General features: G+C 44.5%; 19 protein-coding genes. 6 read left to right on the forward strand and 13 right to left on the reverse strand.

Features of this window, described 5'->3' with window-relative positions; translation table 11 throughout:
• Positions 1-49 precede the first annotated feature (49 nt).
• From ECHVI_RS16235 to ECHVI_RS16250, 4 genes are all read left to right on the forward strand, one after another.
• Positions 50-1,258 (forward strand): BaiN/RdsA family NAD(P)/FAD-dependent oxidoreductase, encoded by a 1,209-nt coding sequence (locus tag ECHVI_RS16235; RefSeq protein ID WP_015267103.1) that lies wholly within the window; start codon positions 50-52, stop codon positions 1,256-1,258.
• A gap of 23 nt (positions 1,259-1,281) precedes the next feature.
• Positions 1,282-1,629, forward strand: coding sequence for a hypothetical protein (locus ECHVI_RS16240; protein ID WP_245553351.1), 348 nt, complete (start codon positions 1,282-1,284; stop codon positions 1,627-1,629).
• 325 nt (positions 1,630-1,954) lie between these two features.
• The gene (locus tag ECHVI_RS16245) at positions 1,955-2,932 is read left to right on the forward strand and encodes a YheT family hydrolase (RefSeq protein WP_015267105.1); all 978 of its coding nucleotides are present in this window, start codon (positions 1,955-1,957) and stop codon (positions 2,930-2,932) included.
• Positions 2,933-3,200: 268 nt separating this feature from the next.
• A complete protein-coding gene (locus tag ECHVI_RS16250) occupies positions 3,201-4,709 on the forward strand; it encodes an FMN-binding glutamate synthase family protein (RefSeq protein ID WP_015267106.1) in 1,509 nt (502 codons plus the stop codon).
• A gap of 134 nt (positions 4,710-4,843) precedes the next feature.
• On the opposite strand, the gene ECHVI_RS16255 is transcribed toward ECHVI_RS16250, so the two are convergent.
• The 9 genes from ECHVI_RS16255 to lhgO all read right to left on the reverse strand — a co-directional run bounded on the left by ECHVI_RS16255 (position 4,844) and on the right by lhgO (position 13,069).
• The gene (locus tag ECHVI_RS16255) at positions 4,844-5,293 is read right to left on the reverse strand and encodes a MarR family winged helix-turn-helix transcriptional regulator (RefSeq protein WP_015267108.1); all 450 of its coding nucleotides are present in this window, start codon (positions 5,291-5,293) and stop codon (positions 4,844-4,846) included.
• A gap of 112 nt (positions 5,294-5,405) precedes the next feature.
• A complete protein-coding gene (locus tag ECHVI_RS16260) occupies positions 5,406-5,846 on the reverse strand; it encodes a DoxX family protein (RefSeq protein WP_015267109.1) in 441 nt (146 codons plus the stop codon).
• Positions 5,847-5,933: 87 nt separating this feature from the next.
• The gene (locus tag ECHVI_RS16265) at positions 5,934-6,356 is read right to left on the reverse strand and encodes an organic hydroperoxide resistance protein (RefSeq protein ID WP_015267110.1); all 423 of its coding nucleotides are present in this window, start codon (positions 6,354-6,356) and stop codon (positions 5,934-5,936) included.
• Positions 6,357-6,451: 95 nt separating this feature from the next.
• Entirely contained in the window at positions 6,452-8,131 is a 1,680-nt protein-coding gene (locus ECHVI_RS16270; protein ID WP_015267111.1) for an MFS transporter, read from the reverse strand.
• Between the two features lie 6 nt (positions 8,132-8,137).
• The gene (locus ECHVI_RS16275; protein WP_015267112.1) at positions 8,138-8,698 is read right to left on the reverse strand and encodes a cysteine hydrolase family protein; all 561 of its coding nucleotides are present in this window, start codon (positions 8,696-8,698) and stop codon (positions 8,138-8,140) included.
• 149 nt (positions 8,699-8,847) lie between these two features.
• Positions 8,848-9,852: an alpha/beta fold hydrolase gene (locus ECHVI_RS16280; protein WP_015267113.1), complete on the reverse strand. Its 1,005-nt coding sequence runs from the start codon at positions 9,850-9,852 to the stop codon at positions 8,848-8,850.
• 214 nt (positions 9,853-10,066) lie between these two features.
• Entirely contained in the window at positions 10,067-10,888 is an 822-nt protein-coding gene (locus ECHVI_RS16285; protein WP_015267114.1) for an alpha/beta hydrolase, read from the reverse strand.
• A 507-nt stretch (positions 10,889-11,395) separates the two neighbouring features.
• Positions 11,396-11,686, reverse strand: coding sequence for a hypothetical protein (locus tag ECHVI_RS16290; protein ID WP_015267115.1), 291 nt, complete (start codon positions 11,684-11,686; stop codon positions 11,396-11,398).
• A gap of 180 nt (positions 11,687-11,866) precedes the next feature.
• A complete protein-coding gene (gene lhgO / locus ECHVI_RS16295) occupies positions 11,867-13,069 on the reverse strand; it encodes an L-2-hydroxyglutarate oxidase (RefSeq protein ID WP_015267116.1) in 1,203 nt (400 codons plus the stop codon).
• 259 nt (positions 13,070-13,328) lie between these two features.
• Between lhgO and ECHVI_RS16300 the strand changes: the two genes are divergently transcribed.
• Positions 13,329-14,216, forward strand: coding sequence for a formate/nitrite transporter family protein (locus tag ECHVI_RS16300; RefSeq protein ID WP_015267117.1), 888 nt, complete (start codon positions 13,329-13,331; stop codon positions 14,214-14,216).
• Between the two features lie 45 nt (positions 14,217-14,261).
• On the opposite strand, the gene ECHVI_RS16305 is transcribed toward ECHVI_RS16300, so the two are convergent.
• From ECHVI_RS16305 to ECHVI_RS16315, 3 genes are all read right to left on the reverse strand, one after another.
• Complete coding sequence (locus ECHVI_RS16305; RefSeq protein WP_015267118.1) at positions 14,262-15,443, reverse strand: class I SAM-dependent rRNA methyltransferase; 1,182 nt, start codon at positions 15,441-15,443, stop codon at positions 14,262-14,264.
• Positions 15,444-15,527: 84 nt separating this feature from the next.
• Positions 15,528-17,147, reverse strand: a complete 1,620-nt coding sequence (locus ECHVI_RS16310; protein WP_015267119.1) for an ABC-F family ATP-binding cassette domain-containing protein — start codon at positions 17,145-17,147, stop codon at positions 15,528-15,530.
• A 420-nt stretch (positions 17,148-17,567) separates the two neighbouring features.
• Entirely contained in the window at positions 17,568-18,806 is a 1,239-nt protein-coding gene (locus tag ECHVI_RS16315; RefSeq protein WP_015267120.1) for a Bcr/CflA family multidrug efflux MFS transporter, read from the reverse strand.
• 520 nt (positions 18,807-19,326) lie between these two features.
• Here ECHVI_RS16315 and ECHVI_RS16320 point away from each other — a divergent pair.
• On the forward strand, positions 19,327-22,470 hold the full coding sequence (locus ECHVI_RS16320) for a gliding motility-associated C-terminal domain-containing protein (RefSeq protein ID WP_015267121.1): 3,144 nt from the start codon (positions 19,327-19,329) through the stop codon (positions 22,468-22,470).
• Here the strand turns inward: ECHVI_RS16320 and ilvA are convergent, their stop codons facing one another.
• Positions 22,471-23,721, reverse strand: coding sequence for a threonine ammonia-lyase IlvA (gene ilvA / locus ECHVI_RS16325; RefSeq protein WP_015267122.1), 1,251 nt, complete (start codon positions 23,719-23,721; stop codon positions 22,471-22,473).
• Between the last annotated feature and the right edge of the window lie 317 nt (positions 23,722-24,038).

A 24,038-nucleotide genomic window follows, 5' to 3' on the forward strand; every position in this document is an offset into this window, starting at 1 on the left:
ATCAGAAATGATTTTTTTAAATAGGGGGAGTTGAATATTTTTGTATTCTATGGGAGAAATTGGAGTAATTGGTGGCGGAGCTGCTGGTTTTTTTGCCGCTATACACGCTGCACAGAAGGGAGCCAAGGTAATCATTTTTGAAAAAACAGGAAAAACCTTGTCAAAAGTCAAGGTTTCAGGTGGAGGAAGGTGTAACGTTACCCATGCAGCTTTTCAGCTGTCACAATTGGTAAAGCATTATCCCAGAGGGGAAAAGTTCCTGAAAAAAGCATTCAAGAAGTTCCAGGTACAAGATACAGTGGAATGGTTTGAGTCCAAGGGAGTGAAACTAAAAACAGAAAGTGACGGGAGGATGTTTCCGATATCAGATCTTTCTCAGACAATCATCGACCTCCTGCGCCAAGAGGCTGATAAATTAGGCGTGAAGGTCAAAACGAGGGCTTCGGTTGAACATATTTCCCGAGATGGAAGTGGTTTTGTTCTTAGGGTAAATGGCGAAGATCGAGCGATGGATAAAGTGATCGTGGCAGCAGGTGGCAGTCCTAAATCCAACAGTTACCAAATGTACCGGGAATTGGGACATAGCGTGGTGGACCCCATTCCCAGTCTTTTTACGTTCAATACGCCAGAAGCTGAGCTAAAAAAATTACCCGGGTTGACCGTACCCAATGCCCAAGTGAGGATAGAAGGAACCAAGTTAACTTATGAAGGGCCGCTGCTGATTACGCATTGGGGAATCAGTGGGCCAGTGGTCCTGAAATTGTCGGCATTTGGAGCGAAATGGTTACATGAGCATGTGTATCACACCAATGTGCACATCAGGTGGAAAGCGGATATGAAAGAAGCTGAAATTCGAGAAGCCTTAAGAGTGTACAAGCAGCGTTACCCTAAACGAAAAGTACATGCTCATCCGCTGTTTGATTTGCCCAAAAGGTTATGGGGACACTTGGCAGAGAGCGCTGGAATTGACGAGTCACTTACGTGGAGTGAATGTGTCAAAAAACAAATAAATATTTTGGAACAGCATATTTTTTGCTATATATTACAAGTGAAAGGAAAGACAACTTTCAAAGAGGAGTTCGTTACTGCTGGTGGGGTGGCCCTAAAAGATGTCAATCCCGCTACTATGGAAAGCCGTTTGGTACCGAATTTGTTTTTTGCAGGAGAAGTTTTAGATATTGATGGAATTACAGGTGGTTTTAACTTTCAAGCTGCCTGGACCACAGGATATATTGCAGGACTATCAACACACAACTAACTATGATCAACACGATGCCTAACATGATTAGAAGTATGAATATCAACATGGACAAAGTCCATGAAATGTCGGAAGGGGATATGGAATTCCAAAAGGAACTGCTTCAGGCGATTGCTAGTTCTGTAGAAGAACTGAGGGATCGTTATGAAGAAGGAATTGAACAGCGAGATGAGGATCTACTGCATCAAGCCAGGCATAAAGTAAAGCCTACTGTTACCATTTTTGAATTGAGAAATCTCAGCCAAGTGCTAGAGGAAGGAAAACAAATTATCAGACATGATGAATTGGAGGAAAAGGTCAATTCGCATCATGAACAATTTCTAAAAGCTGTTGATGAATTGCTTCGTGAAATTAATGAAATGAACGAATGATAAATAATCAATTCTCATCAGGTATGTTTTTGATGCCATACCTTCACTTTTGATAATGCTTTTTAGTCTCTACTACTGATTTTTGGTTTGGCCTATCGCAAACCATGTGTTTGTACCAATAAGGTTTATTTTACACTACTCCCGTTTTTTCGTTATGAGTTTGTTTTACCCATTGAGAGAACAATAGGATAGGGGCTTCTGTATGGGCAATTTGGAAGCGAGATTTTAAGGGAAGATTCAGGATAATGGGCAGCTTTTCAGGAAGGATGTTGTTTACTTTGCGCCAGTCCTTTTTCTTTGTTGTTTAGAACCGTGTAAACTTCCCATGCCGTTAATTAAAAATTCGACTTATCTTGGCCCGCCCAGACTGTATTTCAATGGTCATTTTGAAACCATTTTGCCCAGTGTTTTCCGAAAAATCCAAGGGGTTACGTATCAGCGTGAGCGGATCGATACAGTAGATGGAGATTTTTTGGATTTGGATTGGAGTGAGGTGGGAAGTAAAAAGCTGCTTATCGTCTCCCACGGCCTGGAGGGAAATTCAGGGAGGCACTATGTCACGGGCTTGGTGAAATTATTTAACCAGCATCAGATAGATGTATTGGCTTGGAATAACCGTTCGTGTAGCGGTGAAATGAACCTGCGGCCCGTTCTTTACCACCATGGCGCATCTGATGACCTTAAGGCGGTAGTCGATCATGTGGTAAGCAATCGGGAATATGAAGGGATCTATTTGGCAGGCATAAGTATGGGAGGAGCACAAACCCTTAAATACCTGGGTGAGGAAGGGGCGATGTTGTCTTCTTCCATTAAAGGAGCAGCAGTGTACAGCACCCCTTGTAACCTTCCTGACAGCGCGGCTACGTTACGTTTGCCACGGAACGTTTTTTACAAAAATAAATTCTTGGCTAAGCTGAAAGTAAAAATGGCCGAGAAGGCGAAACAATTTCCAGGAATTATCGATGAAGAGTTGCTTCAAAAAGTAAAGGATTTTGATGTGTTTGATGATCATTTTACCGCCAAGTTGCATGGTTTTAAAGATGGCCAAGATTTTTACCATTCGGTCAGTCCAGACAATTGGATGCAGCAAATTACCATCCCCACGTTAATCGTCAATGCGCTGAACGATCCCTTGTTAATGGATCGTTGCTATCCAGTGCAATTGGCTTCTCAGCATGATCAGGTTTATTTGGAAATGCCCAAAAGAGGAGGGCACACGGGCTTTGCGGTCAGCGGACAGGAGTTTAGCTGGGTAGAGCGGCGTTTACTGCAGTTTTTGACGGTTCAGGATCCAGATTCTTAGGTAAAGTAAGGTGAAAATATAGGCAGGATGAACCTAGGGAACGTTAAATATTTTTCCAAAGTCCTGTCAGACCATACGTTATTCCTAGCGAAAAGTCAGTATCCGAGGTGCTGCCCGAAACCTTTTGGGGTTTTGATAGTTTAGGCTATGAAATAGTTTTTAGCATGCTCCAAAAAGCTTATATTTAAATCTAATGTAAGATAAGGGCTGTTTTTGCCCTGGGTATGGAAAGGCCGAGTAGTTTGACTAAGTATTAAATACGGAAAATATGCGTTATCTTTTTTATAATGTTACCATTATCTTGGTGGTTTTGGTAGCCATTTTGACCTATTATTATGAACAATGGATTTGGGCTTTTGTGGTGATAGGTCCGTTGGCGATTATTGGGATTTATAATCGCTTTCAGAAGCGTCATACTATTCTAAGGAACTTTCCGATTCTGGGCTATTTCCGGTATTTTTTTGAGATGATTTCTCCGGAGATTCAGCAGTATTTTATTGAGCGGAGTACCGATGGCAAACCGTTCAGTAGAAACCACCGGGCCTTGGCTTACAGGAGGGCCAAAAACGTAAACGACACCCATCCTTTTGGGACGCAACTTGAGATTTCTGGAGAGAGTTATGAGGCCATTCGCCATTCTATTTACGCCACCCCGCCGGTAAGTGAAATTCCACGGGTGATCGTGGGCAGTAAAGCCTGTAAAAAGCCTTACAGTGCTTCTATATTGAACGTATCTGCAATGAGCTTCGGCTCTTTGAGCAAAAATGCGATCATGGCCCTAAATCGAGGAGCTAAGAAAGGGCATTTCTATCATAATACAGGAGAAGGAGGGCTGTCACCTTACCACTTGGAAGGAGGAGGAGACTTGGTATGGCAGATAGGAACGGGCTACTTCGGCTGTCGTACCGAAGATGGAGATTTCGATCCGGACAAATTCAAGGAAAAAGCTGCACATGAGCAAGTCAAAATGATTGAAATTAAGATTTCCCAAGGGGCAAAACCGGGGCATGGTGGAGTGCTCCCAGGAGAGAAGAATACCCCGGAAATAGCCAAAATTCGGGGTGTAAAGCCTTATACGACCATTGTTTCACCGCCCAGTCATCGAAAGTTTTCAGACCCTGATGGGTTAATTAAATTTATCAGTGAGCTTAGGGAACTCAGTGGAGGGAAGCCGATCGGCTTTAAACTATGTGTGGGAAGAACCGAAGAGTTTATTGACCTTTGCTCGGCCATGAAGCGGAGTGGGGTAGTGCCCGATTTCATTACGGTGGATGGAGCAGAAGGAGGTACTGGAGCCGCTCCATTGGAATTTTCTGATTCAGTAGGGATCCCGCTGGAGCCTGCATTGATTTTTGTGAACAGGACGTTGGAGAAATTTGGCTTGCGCCAAGAAGTGAAAGTAATCGCGAGTGGAAAGGTGTTGACGGCCTTTTCAATTTTAAGGATGCGGGCTTTGGGAGCCGACATGTGTAATTCTGCACGGGCCTTTATGTTTACGGTAGGATGCATCCAAGCCCTTCGCTGCAATACCAATGATTGTCCCACGGGTGTGGCCACACAAAATAAAATGTTGGTAAAAGGCTTAGTGGTGGAGGACAAAGCCGAAAGGGTGTTTAATTTCCATCACAATACCATGCACGCTGTACTTGAATTGTTAGGGGCCTGCGGTGTCACACATACCAATGAAATTGATATCAGCATGTTTGTGAAGGGGGACGAAATGGTTGCCTTGACCAATAAGTATTTCCCTGATTCTGTGTTGAATAGGGTGGATTGAAGGCTGCCTTTTTGACTATCAACTGATCAAATTCCAGTTCAAAGAAGGGGCTAGGTAAGGTGTTTCGCCTGTAAAGTAGCGTACACCTGGCATGCATTATGCCCAATTTGGCCATAACCGTGGATTTGTTCCCTTTATTTTAAATGATGGATCAATTTACCGAGGTGGGCATAGAGGGCTTTCATTTCGTCCAGATTCAAGATATCTACATTCTTCATGATTTCGGTGGGGATACAAACGGCTTTTTCCCTCATGGTTTGGCCTTTTTCAGTTAAAGAGACAAAAACCTTTCGCTCATCTTCCCTGTCACGTTCCCTTTTAAGGATGTTTTTTTCTTCTAATCTTTTTAAAAGCGGTGTAAGCGTATTGGATTCCAACATCAATGCATGGGAAATCTGACTGACCGTAAGGTGGTCATTTTCCCAAAGTACCAGCAAGACCAAATATTGGGGATAGGTCAGGTCTAGTTTGCTCAAATGGGGCTGATAGGCTTTAATCATTAGCCGCGAAGCGGCATATAGGGGAAAGCACAGTTGATTTTCAAGCCGTAAGGTTTCGTAGTCTTCGTTTTTTGTCATGATCATGTTGTCGTTTATTCCAAGTTCACCACGGATATTCTAAATCAGCTCCATGCCGGTATTCCATAGAGAAATCCCAAAGCATCAAAGCCGATTAGGTGAATGTTTGGACAAGATGTCAACCCAAATTACGATAGTTTTTATGCTTAATCCAATATTGATAAGCTCCACTGCTCCACATTGCCCAAGCGATCAACACGGGCTGGAAGAATAGCCTGACCAGCCTTTTGGTATCCGTGTCCAGGCCAAAGGCATCAATGCCATTGATGTATTGCGCGATATTTCCCGGAAAGACCAGCACAAAGAACAAGGCCAGCGCCAAGCCAGTATATACCCTGTATTTGGTGCCTATGACCATGGCAAGCCCCAACAGGATTTCAACAACTCCAGAAGCCAGCACGATAAAGTCTTTGGAGAAGGGAGTCCAATCAGGAACTTGTGCTTGGAATTCTGCCCTTAAAAAGGTCATGTGCCCCACACCTGCAAAGAGCATGTTCAGGCCTAACAAAATGCGGAATATTTGTTGTAGCAAGGATGTTTTGGAAGGGTTGGTTGTCATGATTTCGAATGTTGGGTTGGAGAATCTGTGATTTAAAGGCATCCATGAAGCCAATTGATTGGCTTCATGGATCTAAATGGTAATTGATTAGGCTTCTGCCTTGACCGTAATGGCTACATTCACATTACCTTTTACGGCATTGGAATATGGACAGGTGGCGTGGGCAGTGTTTACGATGTCCTCTGCGGTGGCTTGGTCCGCACCTTTAATGGAGACCTCAAGCGATACAGTCAATTCGTAACGCTTATCATCTGTCATTGCCAATCCCACTGTAGCGGTAGTTTGGGATTGTATTTTCGCTTTTTTCATGGAAGCGACGTGGATTACGGCATTGTCAAAACAGGCTGAATATCCTGCAGCAAAAAGCTGTTCTGGATTGGTGAATTCACCGCCTTTGCCTCCCATTCCGGTAGGTACCTTGACGTCAAAATCCAAAATTCCATCTTCACTTTTTACATGGCCATTTCTACCACCTACTGCTGTTGCGCGTGTTTCAAATATAGTTTTCATACGAATAAAATTTAATGGTATTTAATTTATCTCTAGCGATTATATCGTAAACGATATAAATTGGTGAAAAGTTTAATAATCCGTACACTTTTTTATTAATCAATTGGTAGTCTGACGAATACCATCTCTCCTTTGCCGTCTTTTCCTTCCACTACAGGAGTAAAAATCAAGGTCTGCTTATTGAGTTTTAGGATTTTGGCTTGTCGGCTATAGGGTCTGTCGATCTCTTTTAAAGTCAAGTAGGTACCGTTAAGGTTATAGATGGCTTTTCTGTGGACTACTTTTCCTGATTCAATATCAGTGTAGATCAAGCTATCGTTGGACACAAAATGATAAACCGTATTGTCTAATTGTTGATCGATGCGATCAGTCATCTCTTTCTTAGTGTTTTCCGGCATTTGCTGAAACGCAGGAGAACTTAGGATCAATTCTATGGTATCGTAACTTTTGAGCTTCCACTTGCCGATCAGTTGGCTGGTATCCACCTCCTGTGCCGTTAAAGAATGGCAACAAGAAAAAACGACTATAAGTAAGGAAATTTGAAGGAGGTTTTTCATGGTTTGTAGCTTTTTCTTTCTCAGGAAACGATAGAATGAAAGGGAGATCACCACCGCAATTAATCCCTGTATCAATATCGTGGTGGAACTGCCGATTTGATTGGAAACTAACCCGACCAGTAAACTTCCTACAGGCATCATTCCAAAGAGTGCCATGGCATAAAGACTGATGAGTTGCCCTCTTTTTTCTTCACTGGATGCGGTTTGCACGATGGTCAGGCAGATGGTAGATTGGGTGAGTCCTGTAAAGCCCGTGATGACTGCCAGAAATAAAGCCAAGGGCAGCAATTTGGTGACAGAAAAGAGCATGAGGCAACCGCCTAAAACCGCAGCATTGATGATTAGTATTCGCGATTTTTTGGTTTCAGGAGCCAAGGAGGCCAAAAACAAGGTGCCCAAAAATGCACCTAAACCAATGCTGCTGACCATAAACCCATAGGTCTGTGCGTTTCCCTGAAATACAGCTTTTGCAAATTCCGGCAACAGGGTGTTGTAAGGGATCACCAGCAAGCTTATGATGGCGATGTACAGCATGGTCGGGGCCAGGACGGAATGATGCTTTAAATAGTGGAGGGTATCCCTAATTTCAGATAGGTTGCTTTGTTTTTTTGCCTTTTTGGGTTGTGGTTTTAGGCGGAGAAAGAAGAGAGAAACAATTACCGCTAAATAGCTCAAGGCATTAAGAGAAAAGCAAATGCCGGCACCAAAGCTGCTCAACACTAACCCTGCTATGGCCGGGCCGATGAGGCGTGCTAAATTTACCACTGAGGAATTAAGGGCTACCGCATTGGATAAGTCGGCAGGATCAGTGAGCAGCTCGTTCACCAGGGACTGTCTGGCAGGAATGTCAAAAGCATTGATGATTCCCAGAAGGGTGATCAGTGAAAGGATATGCCAGATGGCTGTATCACCTCCCAGCACGATAATGGCCAAAATAGCCGCTTGGACAAAGGAGGCTACCTGAGTGATCATCACGATTTTTAGCCGAGGGTATTTGTCCGATAAAATGCCGCCATATAGCGAAAAGAGGAAAGAAGGAAATTGCGATACAAAAGCCGTGAGCCCTAACATAAAGGTGGAATGGGTCATATCATAAACCACCCAGCTAACGGCTGTTCTTTCCATCCATGTCCCGACCCGGGAAATGGCCTGTCCAGTAATAAATATCCTGTAGTTTGAGGATTGAAGGGCCCTAAAGGTATTTTGAACTTTACCCATATGTGATCAGTCCACCCATTCTTTGGTGGTCATGATATTGCCTCTCCCGGGAAACAGTTTCCCCATGACCACATGATGAAGATCTTTATCTTTATCTTGGCAGGCATCAGCAATGACGGTGAGCTCGTAATCTTTGTCCATGGCTTCTAGAAAGGTACACAGTACTACGCCGCTGGTAGCCACACCGGAAAGGATCAAATGATCAATGTCCAAGGACCGCAATATCATGTCAAGGTCGCTCCCCGAAAACGCACTGATCCGTTTTTTGGTCACCACGATGTCTCCCGGAAAGGGAAGGATGGACGGATGAATTTGGCTGATTTCTTCAGGTGAAATTGTGCTAAGGTGTTTTTTAAAGCTCGAAAAAGATTTGTTTTTGGGGCTTATTTCTGGAAAGCTGTCCCGAAATCCCAGCCGAACGTAGATTACTTGGATTTTTTCTTCTCGCGCTTTTTTAAGGCATTTGGCGACATTATGCAAAGTGCTTTCGTGGTTGGGTAGGAAGTTTAGGATGACAGATTGCATGTCCATTACCAGAAGGGCGGTGGAAGGGGATAGTTTAGTCATGAATGGAAGTATTGATGTTATTTGTTAGGAAAATGTATACGTAAAATATACTGATTTTAAGTAAAAATATCAATTACTCGTGTCTTAAGTGTTCAAACTTATAAATTATAATATTAAATAGTTTTCATGTGGGGTGTTTTTTTTCGGAATTATGGTTTTAGAAAAGCAAGTAGTGGAGAGATAAAACGTTCAAAACGCTCAATATGGGGTAAATGCCCGGTGTCTTTGATTTCGACCAATTGGGCATTGGGAATCTTTTCTTGGGTTTTCTTTCCCAATTCATCATACCTTCCCATGGTGGCCCGGACTTCTTCCGAAACCAGTGGTTTGCCCAAAGCTGTACGGTCTCGGGTCCCGATGATCAAAAGGGTAGGAACCGTGATGTTTTCGAATTCATAGACTACTGGCTGAGTGAAAATCATGTCATAGGTGAGGGCTGCATTCCATGCGATGGTTTTGTAGTCGGAATTAAACGTCCAACCTGCCAATAAATTCACCCATTCATCATAAGCGGGTTCCCATTGGTTATCATAATAGTTTTCCAATTGGTATTTTTTGATGGCGTCATAGTCTTTTTTGAGTTCGTTTTGGTACCACCATTCCACAGGCTTGTAGGGTACTTTGAGCTTCCAGTCTTCCAGGCCGATGGGATTTTCCAAGATGAGCTTTTCTGTTATTTCAGGGTACATCAAGGCAAATCTCGTCGCCAACATTCCCCCCATGGAGTGCCCGAGCACAGCCGTTTGGTTTACGCCGATTTTATCCAGCACTGCTTTGGTGTTCTGGGCCAATTGCTGGAAGGTATAGTGAAAATGATCCGGTTTGGATGATTTCCCAAACCCGATTTGATCGGGAATGATCACCCTGAATCCTTCTTGGACAAGTGCTTCTATTGTGGTTTCCCAATAGGCACCATTGAAATTCTTACCGTGTAGCAGCATGATGTTTTTGCCATTATAGTTGTCCGGCATTACATCCATATAGGCCATGTGAAGGGTTTGTTCCTGCACGCTCAGGTCAATCGTATGCACCTCATACGGGTATTGATAGTTGGATAGCTCAATGTCCAGCCACTTTAAATCCGGGCTTTGACTGTAGCCATGGATGGTGCTACCCAGAAGGAAGGTTAATGCAAAAATTAATGTCGTCTTCATATTGGTATCCTTAAGAATTTATTGGTTTTAATTACCGGTTACCAACGGGTTTATCTGCCGTGTAAAAGTAGTTGTCAATTGATCAGTTACTTGATTCCTCTGTTCTCTCAACGATCATTCAGAGGATTCCGTTTACACCCAAGCCATTTTTTCATGGATTAATTGGGGATTACACGGAATTTAAAGATCATGGTTGTGGAGGCAGGGGATAGGGTCAAGAAATTGATTCCAAAAATGCATTAACTTGGTTTTTGTACCATCCTCCAAATCCCAAGGTTTCGTATTGGTATTGAAAGCCTTGAAGATGCTCTGCCTGATATTGAATTATTTGGCATTTTTCGCCAAGTTTTTCTTTTAAGTTTACAGCATCTTGATAGGTGGTGATGGTATCCTCTGAAGCTGCAAGAATTAGTACAGGAACATCCATGTTTTGGAGAGAGGCCCGATAATTCTCTGCAGGCTCCGGAAGTATTAAGGTCTTGTTTTTGGCTTGATACCTGTCAATGATAAGCGAGGTGTCTGTAACATAGCCTTCACCAATAATAAAGTCGATTTTTTCATGAATTAAGGGGTATGCTTTAGCCGTAATGATGGTGCCCATTGACATGCCCCAGAGCCCAATTTTTTTTCCTTCAAACTTATGGGATATCTCATTTACCACGGCGGTTAAGTCCGTGACAAATTCTAAATAATAGAGAGCGTTACGGTCAATGTTAAAATCATCGCTTTTTCCGAAGCCACGATAGTCAAAAGTGACCACGGTGTAGCCTGACTTTGCCATGATCCCAGCATAATAAACGAAGTAGGACATATTACCCGCATCAGGGTAAGCGAGGACTAGGACCGTGTTCTTGGTTTTGGACTTATCTGCTTCATAGATCCAAGTGTTGAGGTTAATGCCATTTTCAGTGGTAATGATAAGCTCTTCATAAGACAAGTTGACCGAATCTGGGGTAAGGATATATTCATGGTCGGGGTCTATGGCATAGAGAGTGTGTGTTAGAAAAAAAAGAAAAATTAAACAGGAGATTTTCATGTTCGATTTGTTTATATGAAAGAAGTAAATAACAAAATATGGGCATAAAAATCAATAAAAGAAAAACAAGGTGGATAATTGCGTTTTACGAGTTGCCTTTGTGACATTTCATTGTTCCGATAAACAAAGAAATTTATCCCCCCCTGGAATATTGCTTGATCTGCAATAGTCTCCGCAGGTAGGCCTCTCGGTCTTGGCGGATCACGATGAATGTATATCGACGGTATGAACGAATTCCGGTGAATACCATGTCCTGGCGATCTATTGGAAAATTAACGGAATTTAGTCCCTACAGATTCTCCAGAATCAGCCCTGTAAGGGCGTCATCACCATAGCCATAGGGGAATCCCATGGTTAAATGATCCCTCCAAAGTTTCCCGTTTTAGCGGCGTGGACCTCCCTATTCCTTATAAGTTCCCGCTAAAACCCATCCAAGTCACAGAGAAAAAAGAATGAACACAAGTTTTTTCACCACAATCATTACCTGATCCATATTTGAAGCCAAGCCTATTGGAAGTCATCTGGATAGATATATACGGTGATTGCGTCTTCCAATTTGGAATAGGCGAGGGCTGAATTGAGTTGGACGAAATAAGAATAATCCTTTTGAGAGCGCAGGATCAAAATGATACCGGGTTTCTGGCTGGTTTGGAGTCCATACCAGAGCGATTGGCCGATAGCGTTTTTCCATTTACTTGCCCATTCCACTTCAAAGGCAAACTCATCAGTCAGCAGGTCTACACGCCCACTTTTGACGGCATATTCCCGTTTTCCCGTTGATTTTTTCCTGGATGGCATCGGCATAATCTTTCTCCTTCCATTTTCTGGATTGCGCCATGGAGATGGAGGTTAAGGCCATCAGGACACCAACCAACAATACGCATTGGACGTTCAATACCTTCATATCAGCGTGAAATTAGCTAAATGGAAAACCGATCCGGTCATCATTTTTCCTGCTGTTGCGCCTGCGACATCCCATCACAAAAACCGTTTCAATGCCCGCGCTGAGACCGTGCCGCCAATGGAAAGTGACGACGTCGCTGCTGGGCTAGGTGCATTGAGGACATTGATGGCATGGGTGTTTTCGGTAATGGCAAAATCATCCAGTAGCCCTCCTGTGCGGTCGCATGCCTGGGCCCTTACACCTGCGCCACCATCCACAAGGTCGTCTTCCTTGATGTCTGGAATCAGCTCTTGCAAGGCCGTGGTAAAGGCTGCTTTGGAGAAGGAGCGGTAATATTCGCCAATGCCAGTTTTCCAATATTTGGCGGCCACCTTCTGAAGTCCTGGCCAAGTGATGGATTCACGAAATTCCTTGAGGTTAAAATCCGTTCTTTTATACCCTTCACGCTTGAAGGCCATGACGGCGTTGGGGCCTGCTTCGACACCACCTTTCATCATGCGGGTAAAGTGTACGCCTAAGAAAGGAAAATTAGGATCAGGAACCGGATAAATCAGGTTTTTGACCAAATACTCCCGTTCTTTTTTGAGTTTATAGTATTCTCCACGGAAAGGGATGATTTTGACGTCCAGGTCCAATTCACCGTTCATATCGGCCACTTTATCCGAATATAGTCCTGCGCAATTGATCATTAGCCGGGAAAGAATGGTTTTACCAGTAGTGATCAGCTCTGTTTGATTGGCTTTATGGTTGATTTTTTTGACTTGGTGGTCAAGCAGGATTTCTCCGCCCAGGGATTTGAATTTTTCCCCATAGGCCAAAGCCACTTTTTTATAATCCACGATTCCGGTTTGGGGCACGTGGAGGGCCGCCACACCCTTGCAGTAGGGCTCATATTCCTTTAGTTCGTCTAAGGTGATTTGGCGGGTGCCTTTTAGTCCATTTTGCAGGCCTCGCTTAAGCAGGTTTTGCAGGAGGGGAAGCTGCTCATCTTTTGTGGCGACCACGACCTTCCCCGTGATCTCAAAGGGGATGTTTTCTTCCTCACAAAACTGGATCAGCTCGTGGTAGCCGCTGATGCAATTGGTGGCTTTTAGAGACCCTGGCTTGTAATAGAGGCCGGAGTGAATCACACCTGAATTATTGCCGGTTTGGTGCTTCGCCAGTTCATGCTCCTTTTCCAAGATTACCACCTTCAATTCTGGTCGTTGCTGTATGATTTTCAGTCCAGTGGCTAAGCCCACTATGCCACCACCTACTATTGCAATATCGTATGTCATTTTTTTCTCTCCTGAAGTTTTTGAACCTTGACAGTTTATGTGCTAAAAACTATGATGGACAAATATACATATTCCTGCTTTATCGCGGGAGGGAAAAGGAGCACCAAGGTGAGGGAATTGCCTTAAATAATGCTAAGATGAGCTAGTACATACCGCGAAATATAGGATATTGTTATCTGGTTATTTTACCATTTTACTTTCACCAAACTATGAAGGAAACGGATTTTGTGCGTTATTGCGGTTTTAAAGCAGAAACTTCATGGCAGACAAGCAAGATAAAGAAGAAGCAAAGCGACAACGGGAAGAAGAGAAGCGGCAGAAAAGCATCGATTCTGAGCTTAAGAAATCCAAGTCCGTCTCAAATGACGGGACGAAGTCACATGGTGAGATTCTGAAGCAGCAGATCACTGAGGGGCTGGAAACATACGATAAAAAAGCAAGTAGTTTACTGCTCAGTTCGCTGACGGCCGGATTGGAAATCGGGTTTAGTTATTTGCTGATTTGTACAGTATATGCCTATTTTTCCAAAAGCCTGTCTGAAGACATCAGCTATAAATTGACCGCTTTGGTGTATCCTGTGGGATTTATCATGGTTATTTTGGGCCAATCCATTCTGTTTACCGAACAAACTTCCTTATTGACCTTGCCCGTGCTGAATAAAAAACGGAGTGTTGGAAGTCTGCTGAAAATCTGGGGATTGGTGATTTCAGGTAACCTAATTGGCGGTTTCCTGATTGCAATGCTGCTGCTATGGATCGGTCCGCGACTGGGTATTTTTGATATGCAGATTGTCGGTAAGGTAGCCCTTCATGCAGTGGATTTTCCCAGTTTGGTGATTTTTACCAGTGCGGTATTGGCTGGATGGCTAATGGGCTTACTGTCGTGGTTATTGTCCTCCTCCCGGGACACATTGAGTAAAATAGTGATTATTTTCATCATCACTTCCATGATGGCCTTTACCGGACTTCACCATAGTATCGTGGGAAATGTGGAAGTGTTTGCCGGTTTGATAGGCTCACCGGAAATTACATTTGAGCGATACCTTAACTTCCAAGTGTTTGCACTCTTAGGAAATGCAGTGGGCGGAGCCGTTTTCGTGGCACTGCTGAAGTACCGGGCCTTTGTGTACAACATAGACGTTAAATAATGGAAAGGGACATTCCTGCATGAACCTTTTTCCGCTTTGATTCCTTTATTCCACGTACAAGACCAAACCTTTCAGGTATTCTGTTTCCGTATGGAATGCATTGATCGGATGGTCTGCAGGCTGGGTGAGTTGCTGTAGGATACGAACACTCCTGCCTACCTCGATCGCTGCTGCGGTGATGGTATGGGCAAATAGCTGCTTGTCCACCACTTGTGAGCAGCTGAATGTAAACAGGATGCCACCAGGCTTAATATGCTTCAGTGCTTCTGCATTCAGCCTTTTGTAGGCTTGGACAGCATTATGGCGAGCCTTCATGTTTTTGGCAAATGCCGGCGGATCCAGCACGATCACATCATAATCTTGCTCTATTTCTCGAATGTATTTGACGACATCCGCTACTTTGGAAGCATGCTTTCCGTCAAATTGGCGATTGAGCTGTAAGTTTTTCTCTGTGAGTTCAATGGCTTTTGCGGAAATGTCTACCGAATGCACTTCTGCGGCACCTGCTTCCAAGGCGGCAATGGAGAAGCCACCGGAATAGCAAAAGGTGTTCAGCACTTTTTTCCCTTGGCTGTACGTTCCCAGCAGTTTTCGGTTTTCCCGTTGGTCGATGAAAAAACCTGTCTTTTGCCCTTTTTCCCAGTCGATTTCATACTTGCAGCCATTTTCCAGCACTACATTGGTCAGGGGGGCGCCGTAAAGAAACTGGTTTTCGATGCCCGCCAAGCCCTTAAGTGTCTCAGCACTCTTGTCGTAAACGGCCTTTAATTTTTCTCCATAAACAGTTTGCAATGCGGTTGAAATTTCCTCCCGGTGTTGGTACATTCCCACACTGTGGGTTTGGAGCACTGCCGTACCATGGTAATGGTCGATGATCAGTCCTGGGAGTTGATCGCCTTCCCCGTGAACGAGGCGGTACACATTGGTGGCAGGATTATCGGCCAGCCCGATCTTCGCCCGCATTTCGTAAGCGTTTTGGAGCTTCTCTTCCCAAAAGGCAGCATTGATTTCTTTTGGCTCGAAACTGATAATGCGGACGGTAATGGAGCCTTTTTGATAATGACCCGTGCCCAAAAATTCTTGTCGATGACTGAAGACGCTGACGAGCTGACCGTTTTTGAGGTCTGGAGCTGTATGGGCAATCGCACCTGAAAACACCCAATGGTGCCTTCTTTTGAGGGATATTTCTTTGCCTTTTTTTAGGGTGATTTGTGGATACGTAGTCATAGGTCTATGGAGCTAAAAAATCCCTTTTTAGACATGCAGTCATGTCCAAAAAGGGATTGGGCAATGGTTTTTCTTTTGGTAAGTTTACCCTTTTTGGTACATGCTTTCCCGAAGGGCCTTGATTTCGTCACTTTCAAGGTAATCATCATAGCTCATCCTTCTGTCGATGGTGCCATTAGGAGTGAATTCTATGATTCTATTGGCCGTAGACTGGACAAAAGCATGGTCATATGAGGATAAGAGCACGGTGCCGTTGAATTCTATGATGGCGTTGTTAAAGGCTGTGATGGATTCCAAGTCCAAGTGGTTGGTCGGTTCATCCATGACCAAAAGGTTGGGGTTTTGGAGCATCATTTTGGAGATCATGCACCTTACTTTTTCACCTCCAGAGAGTACCGAAGCCGATTTTAAGGTTTCTTCTCCCGTAAACAGCATTCGGCCGAGAAATGTCCTCACGTATGCCTCTTCTTGGTTGGAAGAATACTGACGCAACCAATCGATCAGATTCAGGTCGGTTTTGAAGTATTCCGAATTGTCATTTGGCAGATAAGCCTTGTTGATGGTTACGCCCCATTTAAACTCTCCCTTTTGGGTAGGAATTTCTTCCATGATGGTCTGGAAGAATTTGTTGACCGCTTGTTTGGTCCTGGAAATGAAAGCAATTTTGTCGCCTTTGTCCACCATCAGGTTTACATCGGTGAAGTAAGTGGTCCCTTCGTCCTTCAGCTCGAGTTCTTCAGTCATGAAGATTTGATCACCCGCTTCCCTTTCAGGTTTGAAGATGATGCCCGGGTATTTACGGGTAGAAGGCTGGATGTCTTCCACGTTGAGCTTTTCCAACATTTTCTTTCTGGCCGTGGCCTGCTTGGACTTGGCCACGTTGGCAGAGAACCGCTCGATAAATTGCTGAAGCTCTTTTCGCTTTTCCTCTGCTTTTTTGTTTTGATCGGCTTTTTGCTTGGCCGCCAGTTGGGATGATTCGTACCAGAAGGTATAATTACCACTGTAGATTTTGATCTTACTGAAGTCAATGTCCACGATGTGGGTGGATACGGCATCCAAGAAGTGCCGGTCGTGGGAAACGACTATCACCAGGTTTTTGAAATTGACCAAGAAGTTTTCCAGCCAATTGATGGTTTCGGCATCCAGGTCGTTAGTAGGCTCATCGAGGATGAGGATGTCTGGATTTCCGAACAAGGCCTGGGCAAGCAAGACCCTCACTTTTTGGTTACCGGCAAGGTCTTTCATCAAGACATGGTGAAGGTCTTCAGAAATGCCCAAACCAGAAAGCATGGCAGCGGCATCAGATTCCGCATTCCAACCGTCCATTTCTGCAAATTCAGCTTCCAGTTCTGACGCCCGCAATCCGTCTTCCTCCGAAAAGTCAGGTTTCATGTAGATCGCATCTTTTTCCTCCATGATAGCGTACAGCTTTTTATGGCCCATCACCACTGTTTTGAGTACTTCCACTTCATCAAATTCAAAGTGGTTTTGTTTCAAAACGGCCATACGCTGGCCAGGCGTGATATTTATACTGCCGGTGGTACTGTCTTGGTCACCAGAAAGGATCTTCAGGAAGGTGGATTTTCCTGCCCCGTTGGCACCGATCACACCATAGCAGTTGCCTGGGGTGAACTTTAAGTTTACTTCATCAAAAAGGGTTCGTTTTCCGAACTTTAAAGAAAGATTATCTACTGAAATCATGGATCGTTCCGTTGCTGTTTTTACAAGTGGCAAAGATACAAATTTTATTGGGCGGAGAAACGATTTTTGCCACCGATAAGGGCGGTTGATGAGAATAAAAGGTGGATGGGAGTCATTTTAAAATAAATATGCCCCATCTGTAAAGGACCATGCCGTCCAATCCTCTTTGGTTACCTTCCAAGCTTCCTGCCGCCGGCTATGCTAAGTTTTGATTCAGGACCAACCGTAAAGTTGGGTACTGCCCGTTTGCTTCACGTTAAAGCCACGGATTACTTAAAAGTGCTGCAAAGCTATCAAGTGTATGCTGTAGCGTGCCCTGAATGGAGTATTGGTGGCCATTAAATAAAAAGCCGCTGGTCTGTACGACAAACCAACGGCCCTTCAAAAATTAATCGGCTGTTAATCAACTGTTATATGATATTAAACCGCCATGGAGTGATGTTTTTCATCTTCCAAGGCTTTGCGTTTTTTTTCGACTTTTTTTTGGTTTGTGTCAATGACCAATGTCAGTAAGCCACCGACAGCACAAAAGGTCATCATGATGACCATCGGACTGGCTGTGCCATTGTGGAAAATACTGACCGCTCCTGATACCACACCGCCCATGGCCATCCGCATACTGCCCATCATGGCGGCAGCACTTCCAGCATTTCTGCTAAATGGTGCCAATGTCAGGGCAGCCGCATTGGGGTTACACAACCCGTGGCCGGTAAGGAAAATAAACATCATTCCGATCAGGGTGTATACATTTAACCATCCATTCCAAACGCCCAAGATCATGGCAAAACCAATGATCGTCTGGTAAGTCAGGGCGACCTTGATGATCTGCTCACTGGTGAATTTCTTAAGCAAAATGTGGTTTAGCTGTGTGGAGCCGATCATGGAAAAGGCCAACAGGGCAAATATCCATCCGTATTGCTGCTCAGTGACCCCATAGATGTTCATGAAAACATCAGCAGAACCAGAGATATAGGCAAATGGAGCGGCACCGGCCACACCACCGATCAGCATATAAACCAGGAATTGGCGGTTTTTGGTGACTTCCACGTATTTTTTTACGACTTGCTTGGGCTTCAGGGAAACTTCATGGTCTGGCTTTGCGCCGTCAGGCAAGAAGAAATAAGAAGCCATCAAAATCACCAGTGTGATGCCGGCCAAGATCATGAAAACGGTGTGCCAGTCATAATGGGCAGTGACAAAACCGCCCACAGTAGGCGCAATCATAGGAGAAACTGCGATCACAAGCATCAGTAGCGCCATCGCTTGTGCGGTCTTGTTTACCGGGAAAATATCCCTCACCATTGCTTGGGCAGCCACCATGCCGGCACAGCCCCCAATGGCTTGAACAAAACGCATCAAGATCAGGTTTTCCACACTATTGCTCCAGGCACAGGCCATGGAAGCCAGGACATAGATCAATAATCCAATATACAAGGGCTTTTTCCTGCCAAATCGATCCAATAAAGGGCCATAAAAAAGCTGACCAATGGCTATTCCTACCAAATAACTGGTAAGCGAAAGCTGGACATTGGCAATGCTAGTTCCGAGGTTTTTCGCAATGGAAGGAAACCCAGGAAGGTACATGTCAATGGAAAAAGGGCTGATGGTACTCAAGGCCCCCAAAATTAAAATAACTACAAAATATTGCTTTTTGCTCATACCCCTTCTGACATTATCGGATCAAAATAAACTTTGTCTTACTCCCAACACCAACTTTGTTAGCTTAGTTCGAAAAGGTAAGGGGTAAATATTGTTTTATTCGTAATTTTTATAATAATTAATTGTGTTAAAAGTAGGTGTAGGGTGTTTTTGTTAGAATTTAGTTTAGGTTAGGTTCGAGTTTGAGTGAAATATTATTTCTATAAATATATTATTATTGGTTTATTATTTTGTTTTGGTTGATGGTGGCATCCAGAGAAAATTGGAAAAGGGTGTGGAGAATACCATGCAGGCGACGGCTTATTTTATTCGATAAGTGTCAGGCTGAAAAAATACCTTTTATTATCAAATAGCAGCAAGTGATAAAGGTCTTTGAATCGATTCGATTACCTTTCTGCAAAGTCAAGCATTTAAAGGCTTGTTTCGGTTGATGATAAATCAAGTAACCTAGGCCATGATGATGTGAAGTTGGCCTGTTTGCAACGTGTGATTTTTTACCCTAAATAATTCCCCTGTCAACATGAAGCCAAGAATTTCCCTTTATTGCTTTTTTATTTGGTGCATGTACATGCTGCCCGTCCTTCCGGTACATGGCCAGCTGACTACGGTGGGGAAGGAGTTTTGGGTCGGGTTTATGGACAACAATACAGATGGAAGAAATGGGAAAGCGGTGATTGTTATTTCTGCAAATGAACCTGCAAAAGGCACCATAGACCTCAGTGGGATTGCTGCAGGGATGGTATATTCCTTTGATTTGGCGAAAGGGGAAAGCTATACCATGCGGGTTCCTGAATATGACCTTGATTTGCTGCATAGAAATTCCGGAATCAAAGAGAATAAAGGCATTTTTATTACCTCAACCGGAAAAGTTTCTGTTTTTGCCTTTAACGAGCGCTTTAAAAGTGCTGATGGAACAGTTGTATTGCCCAAACGAACGCTTGGGAAGGATTATCTCGTCACCTCGCATTACGAAATCACGCCCAATACTACTCCCGGAGCGGAAATGAATGTGAATGATGAGAGTACCTTACTGGTGGTGGGAGTGGAAGATCACACTACGGTGGAAATCACTCCTTCTGTCAATACCATCGATGGGAAGCAGGCGGATGTGCCTTTTACGGTGCTCCTTCAGGCCGGCGAAAGCTATCAACTAAAAGCCAAAGGAGACTTGACGGGTAGCCGGGTAAGGGTGCGCGATGACCAATCGTCTGACTGTAAAAACATTGCGGTGTTTGGGGGGAATAAATGGTCCGGCGTCGGGGAATGCGGATCGGCACCGGATCACTTGTTTCAGCAAATGTATCCCGTAAATACCTGGGGGAAATCTTCCATCCATGTTCCGTTAAAATCCCGCTCTTCAGGTGAATTGGTAAAGGTGTTGGCAGCAGAAAATGGTACCACTATCATGGCGAACGGCCAAAGTAAGGGAACGCTTGATGCAGGTGAATGGATGGCCATGGACGTAGGTCCTGATGAGGTGGTTTCCATCCGCGGATCAAAAGACATTTCTGTTACCGCCTTTTCCAAAAGTAGAAATTGTAATGATCAACAGGATCCCCTTTATGCTTTGGGTGACCCGTTTATGGTGACCTTAAACCCCTCTGAAAGATTGTTGGAAGATGTGACCTTCACATCGATGGATATCGTACAAATCCAATTTCACTACGTCAATATTGTCGTCAAACAGGCAGGAATCAATGGGATGCGATTGGATGGGGAGGATATATCGGCAGCTTTTCAGCCTGTTCCCGGCAACACCGATTATGCCTATGCCAGGATGGAGGTGGAAGGTGGTGTTCACCGATTGAATAATCCGGGAGGTTTTATTGCGTATGCCTATGGTTTTGGTGACCTGGAATCCTATGGATATGCGGTAGGGGCCAATTTGGAAAACCTGGATTTTTCTACGGATACGTATTATGATAATTTTGAGGTGATAGGAGAAAATGTGACGTGTCTCGATCAACCCTTTACATGGAAGATCGTTCCTGAAAACCCTGTTTTTGATTACTTTAATTGGTATATCGAAGGGGCGGAAGAGGCCAAATTCGGAGCGGAGATACAGCACGAATTTAAGGAACCGGGAACCTATCAAGTGACCGTTTATGCTTCGGATGGCCCGACCACTTGTGACCACATTGAAGAAATTCATTTTGACGTTTCGGTCGTGGCTACCCATGCCAAAATTTTGGGAGATGATTTTGTATGTGAGGGGATGGGGCCGATCACTTACGAGGCTGTTGAAATGAAGAATATTGACCATTTTGAATGGGAGGTAACGGGTGGGGAGCTGCTTTCTACGGAAGGGAATAAGGCCACCGTTTTATGGGATGTTAGCTCGGATATGGCGACGGTTTCGCTTTTGCCCTACACGGAGCAAGGTTGTCCTGGCGCGCCGATCTCCAAGGCCATAACCCTTTGGGATCCTGCGACGCCAGCGGCACCAGATGGGCCGGAGGAAGTATGTGCGGATCCCGAAACTTCACATCTGTATCAAGTAATAGCTCCGGAGGAGGAGCTTGGGTACCGTTGGTTTGTAGAGGGCGGAGTGTTGGTTACGGCCAATGATCAAGAAAGGGTAGAAGTCAGGTGGAATGCCTTGGAAACAGAAAAAAGGATTTGGTATGAGGTGTATCAAAAAGCTGCTCCGCAATGTATGGAGGCTTCTGAGGTATTGCAGGTTCGGGTAAACGATCCCATTACCGCGACACCTGCTATCCAGGATGTTGCCTGCCATGGAGGGAATTCTGGTGAAATACGCTTGGAAGTTTCAGGGGGAAAAAGTCCTTATACTTACCAATGGAGCCATGATGGTTCATTGAACAGTCCATTGGCAAAGGACTTGGACACCGGGGCCTATGATGTAAGCATTACCGATGCGTTGGGTTGTCAAGTTCATTATACCGATTTGCAGGTGGAGCAGCCTGCTCCTTTAACAGCATCCGTTATGTCAAATCCAGGAACAAGCTGTTATGGCATGGCAGATGCTGAAGTGGTCTTAAATGTTAGTGGCGGTACGGGACCGTACCGCATTGATCATGAAGCTGAGGTAAATGGAAATGAAATGCGGGTAAAGACCTTGGCAGCGGGAAGCCATGCTTTTATCGTTTTCGATGCCAATGATTGCCAAGTCGATTTGGAAGTAGAGGTGTCACAGCCAAGGCCATTGGAAGCGAGGATTGAGGTGCTGACCAGGAGTTGTCCCGGGGAATCAGGAGGGGCATTGATGGCCATTCCTACTGGCGGAACCAGCCCTTATCAGTTTACTTGGGATTATGGAAGCAGTACCCAGGCAACACTCGAAGCTATTCCCAAGGGGGAGTACAGCGTGACCGTTCAGGACAATCATGGATGCTTAGCTTTTGCGCGTGAAAGAATACAGGAGTTACCCCCCGAAGTGAGGATGCCTACAGGCTTTAATCCCCAAGGAGGAGGTGTCAATAGCATATATCAACCCGTGTCAAGCTGTCCGATTGAATTTACCTTAAGGATCTACAACCGCTGGGGGGAGTTGATTTATTCCGGATCCCAGGGATGGGATGGGACTTTTAAAGGAGATTTGGCCTCAAACGATTCCTACACTTACTTTTTGGAATACCGCTATCGTATGGACGGGGAATACATTTCCAGTCAAAAGAGAGGCGTATTCACGATAGTCAACTGATTACATAAGGAGGGTCAGTAGGTCCAGGTTTTCATTGAGGTAATTATATTTAAAGCGATTTTCCTTCAGGCGATCAAAAATCCCGGGCAGGTTTTGAGGATCCTTGAGCTCGATGCCTACTACTGCAGGGCCGTTTTCCCTGTTGTTCTTTTTGGTGAACTGAAAATAAGCGATGTCATCATCTGGCCCAAGGATTTTGGAGACGAAGTCTTTCAGTGCTCCAGGGCGCTGGGGAAACTGAACCATGAAATAATGTTTGAGCCCTTCGTAGAGCAATGAGCGTTCTTTGATCTCTGCTGTTCGCATGATGTCGTTATTGCCACCGCTCACCACACAGACTACGTTCTTTCCTTTGAGTTTTTCCTTGTCGTAAAGTGAAAGGGCAGCCAAGGTCATGGCACCGGCAGGCTCCACCACAATCCCTTCATTATTGTAAAGGTTGAGAATGGTGGTGCAGATGCGGCCTTCAGGCACCAAGAGCATTTCGTCCAAGCTCTTCCGGCAGATCTCAAAGGTGATGTTGCCAACTTTTTTCACGGCTGCACCATCCACAAACCCATCTATTTCGTCCAAAACCGTGTTCTTTAGGTTTTGGATGGATGTCAGCATGGAAGGTGCCCCTTTGGGCTCTGTGCCGATCAGCTTGGTCTCGGGACTGGATTGTTCGAAATAAGTACTGACACCGGCAGCCATGCCTCCCCCGCCAATGGGAAGGAATAAATAATCCACTGGGAATTCAGCATCGTCCAAGATTTCCTTGGCAATGGTGCCTTGCCCTTCGATGACTTTGGGGTCGTCAAAGGGGTGTACGAAAACCGCTCCTCTTTCTTCGCAGTATTCAGCGGCCGTTTGGTAAGCATCGTCATACGTGTCTCCTGAAAGGACGATTTCCACCATTTCCTTACCAAACAATTTCATTCTGTTGATTTTCTGGGCAGAAGTTGTGGACGGAATGAAAATCGTGCCTTTGATGCCTAGCTTTTTGCAGGCAAAAGCAACCCCTTGGGCGTGGTTCCCTGCGCTGGCACAGACGACCCCACGGCTTTTCTCTTCTTCCGATAAGGAACTTATTTTATGATAAGCTCCCCGGATCTTGTAGGACCTTACCGCCTGGAGGTCTTCCCTTTTGAGGTAAACTCGGCATCCGTATTCCTCACTTAATTGCTCGTTGAATTGGAGCGGAGTAGGATGGAGGACTTCTTGGAGTGCTTCACTGGCTTCTATAATACCTTGAAAGGAGACCTGATTCATGACGGGGATGTTACATCTTGATAAATGGACTACAAATATACGGGGTTAGATAGGCTTGCGGAAATTTATACGACATTATGAGGTGCCTAAAATAGATTTCTCCCTTTTTAAAGCTTTTAAGAAGCTTTCCAATATCCAAGGTAGCATAATATTGAAAATTATTGAGCTGAAAAAGAGGGTACTAAACGTGTGTATGGTATTTTTTTTGACATAGGTTTTGCAATAAAAATAAGAACTACTACCTTTGCATCACTTCAAACGAGGAGTTGGAATAAGAATTGAAAAACAAACAGACAAAAGTCTTTAGTTCTTTAAGA

Origin of the sequence: Echinicola vietnamensis DSM 17526, from assembly GCF_000325705.1 — a bacterium.
In the GTDB taxonomy this organism is placed as follows: domain Bacteria; phylum Bacteroidota; class Bacteroidia; order Cytophagales; family Cyclobacteriaceae; genus Echinicola; species Echinicola vietnamensis.